6 protein-coding genes and 1 pseudogene are annotated in these 5,623 nt (G+C 64.2%); 4 read left to right on the top strand and 3 right to left on the bottom strand.

Annotated features, from left to right (window positions below):
- The 4 genes and pseudogenes from E5W87_RS28640 to E5W87_RS28655 all read left to right on the top strand — a co-directional run.
- A pseudogene (locus E5W87_RS28640) lies at window positions 1-817 on the top strand (6-hydroxynicotinate reductase); the annotation flags it as partial.
- Window positions 817-1,698: a UPF0280 family protein gene (locus E5W87_RS28645; RefSeq protein ID WP_292405167.1), complete on the top strand. Its 882-nt coding sequence runs from the start codon at window positions 817-819 to the stop codon at window positions 1,696-1,698. The pseudogene E5W87_RS28640 and the gene E5W87_RS28645, both read left to right, overlap by 1 nt.
- Window positions 1,691-2,275 (top strand): amino acid synthesis family protein, encoded by a 585-nt coding sequence (locus tag E5W87_RS28650; RefSeq protein ID WP_292405170.1) that lies wholly within the window; start codon window positions 1,691-1,693, stop codon window positions 2,273-2,275. Before E5W87_RS28645 ends, E5W87_RS28650 begins: the two co-directional genes overlap by 8 nt.
- A complete protein-coding gene (locus tag E5W87_RS28655; protein ID WP_292405195.1) occupies window positions 2,272-2,733 on the top strand; it encodes a MarR family winged helix-turn-helix transcriptional regulator in 462 nt (153 codons plus the stop codon). The genes E5W87_RS28650 and E5W87_RS28655 overlap by 4 nt, the downstream gene beginning before the upstream one ends.
- A 74-nt stretch (window positions 2,734-2,807) precedes the next feature.
- Here the strand turns inward: E5W87_RS28655 and E5W87_RS28660 are convergent, their stop codons facing one another.
- The 3 genes from E5W87_RS28660 to E5W87_RS28670 all read right to left on the bottom strand — a co-directional run.
- On the bottom strand, window positions 2,808-3,776 hold the full coding sequence (locus E5W87_RS28660) for a substrate-binding domain-containing protein (RefSeq protein ID WP_292405173.1): 969 nt from the start codon (window positions 3,774-3,776) through the stop codon (window positions 2,808-2,810).
- Entirely contained in the window at window positions 3,773-5,089 is a 1,317-nt protein-coding gene (locus E5W87_RS28665) for an ABC transporter permease (RefSeq protein ID WP_292405175.1), read from the bottom strand. Before E5W87_RS28665 ends, E5W87_RS28660 begins: the two co-directional genes overlap by 4 nt.
- Window positions 5,086-5,623, bottom strand: a 538-nt coding sequence (locus E5W87_RS28670; protein WP_292405178.1) for an ATP-binding cassette domain-containing protein, incomplete at its 5' end; no start/stop codon positions are given. The genes E5W87_RS28665 and E5W87_RS28670, both read right to left, overlap by 4 nt.

Genomic DNA, 5,623 nt, shown 5'->3' on the forward strand with positions numbered 1-5,623 from the left:
GTTCGCGACCCAGTGGCGCGGCCTGGTCGACGAGGTGGTGGTGGTTGACGACCACATCACCGGCGTCGTCTCCGAGCATCAGGCCGGCAAGGTGCTGGGCTGGCAGGATACCGGCATCAAGATCATCGGCCGCCGTTCGACGCCGGGCCGCTATTTCAAAGTGTCAGAGCCGGGCCTAGGCTGGGGCGGCACCAGCATTTCCGATCCGCTGTCGATCCTTGGCGAATGGAATGCGAAAAAGGGCGCAAGGCCGGGCCTGTCGCTGCTGATGGTCTCGACCACCGGCGAGCAGTTCGCCTATTACGAACTCGACGACGAATTGAAGCCGGTGCAAAAACCGTTCCCGGAACGGTTGCAAAAATCCGTCGGTCTGATCGAAGACAATTGCGAGCCGGCGCTGTGCACCGTGCTGTTCGTCGGTGGTGCCGGCGGCTCGCTGCGCGCCGGCGTCACCGAGAACCCGGTCAATCTGACCCGGTCGGTGCAGGGCCTGACGACTTATGTGACCGTTGGCGGCGCGCCGGTCTATGTCTGGCCGGGCGGCGGCATCACGCTGATGGTCGACGTCACCCGCGTGCCGGAAGGTGCCTTTGGCTATGTGCCGACGCCGGCGCTGGTGGCACCCATCGAGTTCACCCTGCGCCGCGACGACTATGTCAGGCTCGGTGGCTACGAGGCGGAGATCCGCAGCGTCGAGGATATTCTTGCCAAAGGCGGCGAATATCTCAACCCGCGTCGCGGCACGGGAGCACCGGCCAGCAATCCGTGGCCTCCGCTGGCGCAGTTGCAGCGCGCAGCGAGCGACGGGGCCGGGTGATGAACGGCCCGCAGGCACATTGGCTTGAGGACGGCAGGCGGCTGCATCTCAATCATGGCCCGATCGACCTGATCATCGAGGCATTTGGCGATGTGGACGAATGCCGCGCCGCCTATGGCCAGGCGGTGGCGCGGTTTGAGACAATCCTGCAGGAGCTCGTCGACGAACTGCCGGAACTGCGCCGCCCGGCCTTCTCGCGGCCACGTGCTTTCGCTGGTCTGATGGCGCGGCGCATGGAAGCGGCGGTTGTTCCGCTGGCGAAACAATTCATCACGCCGATGGCTGCCGTTGCCGGTTCGGTAGCCGACGAAATGCTTGGCGCGCTGCTGGCCGGCCGTCGGCTCGATCGCGCCTATGTCAACAATGGCGGTGACAGCGCGATCCATCTCGGCAGCGGCCAGTCCATGATCCTGGCCATTGCCGGGACAGGTCATGGACTGGCGGACCGTATCACGATCCGCGCCGAGGACGGGATTCGCGGCGTCGCGACCAGCGGCTGGCGCGGCCGTTCCTTTTCGCTGGGCATCGCCGACGCCGTCACCGTGCTGGCGCGGACGGGTGCTGAAGCCGATGCCGCCGCGACTTTGATCGCCAACGCCGTCGATCTGCCCGGTCATCCTGCCATCGAGCGCGTGCCGGCGCGCGATCTGGCGCCCGATAGCGACCTTGGCGATCGCCTGGTCACCCAAGCCGTCGGCGTGCTTTCCACTAGCGAGATAGCCGCCGCGCTGGACAGCGGGTTCGCCGTCGCCGAAGATTTTCGGCGACATCGCCTGATTGCCGCTTCAGCGCTGTTCCTTGCCGGTCAGGCACGGATTGCCGGTCCCATGGCGCTCGTTGCGCCCAACGAGAAGTCAAGGAAGGAAATTGCCCATGCCTGAGTTTGCGATCCGTAAGATTGCGGTGCTGACCGAAGAGATCTTCCACGAGGGCGGGCCGGTGGCGAAGGTGCCGCGCCGTCGCGCCGCGGCCATGGCGGTGGTGAAGAACCCGTTCGCGGGTCGCTACGTGGAAGAGCTGCAGGGCGCCATGGACGATCTGAAGCCGCTCGGCCTGCTGCTGTCCGACAAGCTCATTGCCGCATTGGGCGGCGACGTGAAGCAGATCGACGGCTACGGCAAGGGCGCCATCGTCGGTATCGCCGGCGAGCTGGAGCATGGCGCGCTGTGGCATGTGCCGGGTGGCTACGCCATGCGAGAGCGGCTCGGCGACGCCAAGGCGATTGTGCCGTCGGCAAAGAAGGTCGGCGCCTTCGGCTCGCGGCTCGACGTGCCGCTCGGCCATATCAACGCCGCCTATGTGCGCAGCCATTTCGATGCCATGGAGATCGGCATCAGCGACGGGCCTCGTCCCGACGAGATCCTGTTCTGCCTTGCCATGACCTGCGGCCCGCGCGTGCATGATCGCATGGGCGGCCTCGCGGCCAAGGACATCAAGGCATGGGACGGACTGCGGTGAGCGGCGAGGACAATCTGCTCAAGCTGGTCGAGGTCGAGGAGCAGGAGGAAAACGATTACCGCTTGCAGGAGCAGGTGGGCTTCATTCTGCGCAAGGCGCACCAGCGCCATGTCTCGATCTTCGCAGCACACATCGCCGACCTGACGCCGCCGCAATTCGCCGCCCTGGCCAAATTGCACGACGTCGGCGAGACCTCGCAGAACCAGCTTGGCAGCCTGATCGCTATGGACGCGGCGACGGTAAAAGGCGTCATCGACCGGCTCAAGGCGCGCGGCTTGGTCGAGCTTTCCAAGCACGAGGTCGACAAAAGGCGCCTGCTGGTCAATCTGACTGCTGAAGGGCGCGATGCCATCGAGCGGCTGATCCCGATCGCCCGCGATATCACGCAGGAAACGCTGGCGCCGCTTTCCGCAAAGGAGGCCGCCATTTTCATGCGGCTTTTGGCCAAGCTGACCTGAGCGGTGCGGCTTGCCTTTCGAAGCCTGAATTTTTCTCCCTGCCGGGCGATGTCCGCCCGGCAGGGAGGTTTCACTCAGAGGCCGTTGTCCTTCAGGACCTGGGCGGAGTTTTCCTTAGTGATCTTCTCCGTCGGCAAGGTGATGGTCTTTTCGACCTTCTCGCCGTTCAGGAACTTGATCGCCTGCCGCAGTCCTTCGGCGCCGGGCGTCACATAGGTGAAGGTCGCCGTCAGCTCACCATTGTTGACCAGCGTCACGCCTTCATTAGGCAGGCCGTCAATGCCGATGAACTTGATGTCCTTCTCGCGTCCGGCATCCTTGGCGGCAAGATAGGCGCCATACGCCATCGGGTCGTTGTGACCATAGACGAGGTCGATCTTCTCGTTGTTGCGCAGCGCCGTGGCCATGATGTTGTAGGCCTGGTCCTGTTTCCAGTCGCCGGATTGCTGGTCGAGCAGGTACTTGATGCCCGGCTCCTTGTCGGTGAATTCATGGAAGCCGTCATGACGGTCATGTGCTGGCTGGGTGCCCATGCCGCCCCAGATCTCGACGACATTGCCTGATGCCTTGCCCTTGCCGCCGAGCAGCTCGACGGCGTATTCACCGGCAGCCCGGCCGATCAGCTTGTTGTCGCCGCCGACGAACTGCGTGTAGTCCTTGGTTTCGACGTTGCGGTCGAGGACGAAGACCGGGATCTTGGCATCGATCGCCTGCTGCACGACGCCGGTCAAGCCGGCGGATTCCTTCGGTGACACCAGCAGCGCGTCGACTTCCTGACGGATCAGATTCTCGACATCGGCGACCTGCTTTTCGGTCTTGTCCTCGCCGTCGGTGACGATCAGCTCGACTTCCGGATGCTTGGCGGCCTCAGCCAGGATGTCCTTGTTGAACTGGGCGCGCCACGGCTCGATGGTCGTCACCTGCGAGAAGCCGATCTTCCACTTCTTGTCCTGCGCGTAGGCGTTGCCGCTGGTCAAAAGGGCGGTCGTGGTCAGCAGTGCCGCGGTGACGGCGGCAAGCTTCAACATGTCACGTCGTTTCATTTCTTGTTTCCTCCAAGATTTAGAGACGGGGTCTCTTTTGACGGCCGCTTTGCTGCGGTCGTTTCCTTGTGCGCCGCTTTTCCACCAGGCAGGCGCAGATAGAAGAGAAGATCAAAGGCATTGCGCTCCTGCACGAGCACAGTGCCGATGATGATCATCCCCTTCAGCACGAGCTGAAGGTTCGAATTGATGTTGTGCAATTGCAGGATGTTCGAGAGCAGTCCGAAGATCAGCACGCCGCAGAATGTGCCGATGAGGCTACCACGTCCGCCCATCAGGCTGGTGCCGCCGATGACCACTGCGGCGATGGCATCGAGCTCCAGTCCGGCGCCGGCATCCGGCTTGCCTTGCCTGTATTGCGCAACATAAAGCACTGCCGCCACGCCGGCCAGCAGCCCGGATACGGCGTAGGTCGCAATCTTGACGCGGCCGGCGGCGATGCCGGACAGCCGTGCCGCCTCTTCATTGCCGCCGATGGCGTAGACATAGCGGCCGAACGGCGTGAAGCGCAGCACGGCGCCGTAGATCAGGATCGCTCCGAGGAAGAACAGGCCCGGCATCGGGATCACACCGAACACCAGCGAGCGCAGGATCTCGAAATCCGCGGTGGCGTTAGACCCGGTGTAGACCGGCAGCACCGCATTGTTCTGGCCGGCGGTCAGCCGGGCGATGCCGAGCGCCGTCACCATCATCGCCAGCGTGACGATGAAAGGCTGAAGCCGCCCGGCAACGATGATGAAGCCGTTGAGCGCGCCGAACAGCAGTCCGACGCAAGGCGCCACCAGCAACACGCCGAGCACGCCGAATTTTGAGCCTACCTGCGGCAGCAGGAACCACAGCACGAGACTGCAGAGGACCACCCCGACAATGCCGGGCGTGACCAGCCCACGAACGCTATCCAGCCTGATGTCGTGCGTGGCCTGCGAGCCGGCGCGGGATTTTTCGATGTTCAGGAAGATGAAGCGGGTAACGAGGATGCCGAGGCAAAGGGTGACCACGGCAACTGTCGGCACCCCCAGCACCACCGCCGGCGTGACACCCGGAACCGTCAGCAGCATGGCGCAGACCACGGTGCAGATCGCCATCAGCGAGCCGACGGAAAGATCGATGCCGCCGGTGATGATCACCGCCGTCATGCCGGTGGCGATCAGGCCGGTGGTCGACACCTGGCGCAGCACATCGAGCAGATTGCCGTAGGACAGGAAGATGTTGTTGCCCTTGGAGCTGATCGGCGAGGCCAGCACGCCGATCAGGAAAATGGCGATCAGGCCCCAATAGAGCTTCGTCCGGGACAGGATGTTCAAGATGCTCATGCTGCGGGTCTCGTCATGGTCCGGCGCGGCGCCGCAAGCCGCATGATGGCCTCCTCGCTGGCTTGCGCGCGCGAGAGGATCCCCGTCTGGCGACCATCGGCCATGACCAGGATGCGGTCGGAAAGATGCAGCAGCTCCGGCAATTCCGAGCTGATGACGGCGATGGCGAGCCCGTCTCGCGCCAGCTTGAAGATGAGATCGTAGATCTCGCGCTTGGCGCCGACATCGATGCCGCGTGTCGGCTCGTCCAGCAACAGCACCCGCGGCCGCGTCGCCAGCCACTTGCCGATGACGACCTTCTGCTGGTTGCCGCCGGACAGCGTGCCGGCCGGCTGCTCGATGGTACCGCAGCGAATGCCGAGTGCCTTGACGGCGTGCCGCGCCAGGTCTTGTTCGCCGGCCAGCGAGCGAAGGCCGAACCGCGCCAGCGCGCCGACCAGCGGCAGCGCGACATTGTCGGTGATCGAGGCCTGAAGATGCAGGCCTTGCGTCTTGCGGTCCTCTGTCACGAGGGCGATGCCGAGCCGGCGGGCG

The organism is Mesorhizobium sp. (assembly GCF_004962925.1).
Classification (GTDB): domain Bacteria; phylum Pseudomonadota; class Alphaproteobacteria; order Rhizobiales; family Rhizobiaceae; genus Mesorhizobium.

What these genes read in the sequence shown, in the direction of transcription:
- E5W87_RS28650 (WP_292405170.1), top strand. Translation starts at nt 1,691, where the DNA reads ATGCCTGAGTTTGCGATCCGTAAGATTGCGGTGCTGACCGAAGAGATC.
- E5W87_RS28645 (WP_292405167.1), top strand. Translation starts at nt 817, where the DNA reads ATGAACGGCCCGCAGGCACATTGGCTTGAGGACGGCAGGCGGCTGCAT.
- E5W87_RS28665 (WP_292405175.1), bottom strand. Translation starts at nt 5,089, where the DNA reads ATGAGCATCTTGAACATCCTGTCCCGGACGAAGCTCTATTGGGGCCTG.
- E5W87_RS28660 (WP_292405173.1), bottom strand. Translation starts at nt 3,776, where the DNA reads ATGAAACGACGTGACATGTTGAAGCTTGCCGCCGTCACCGCGGCACTG.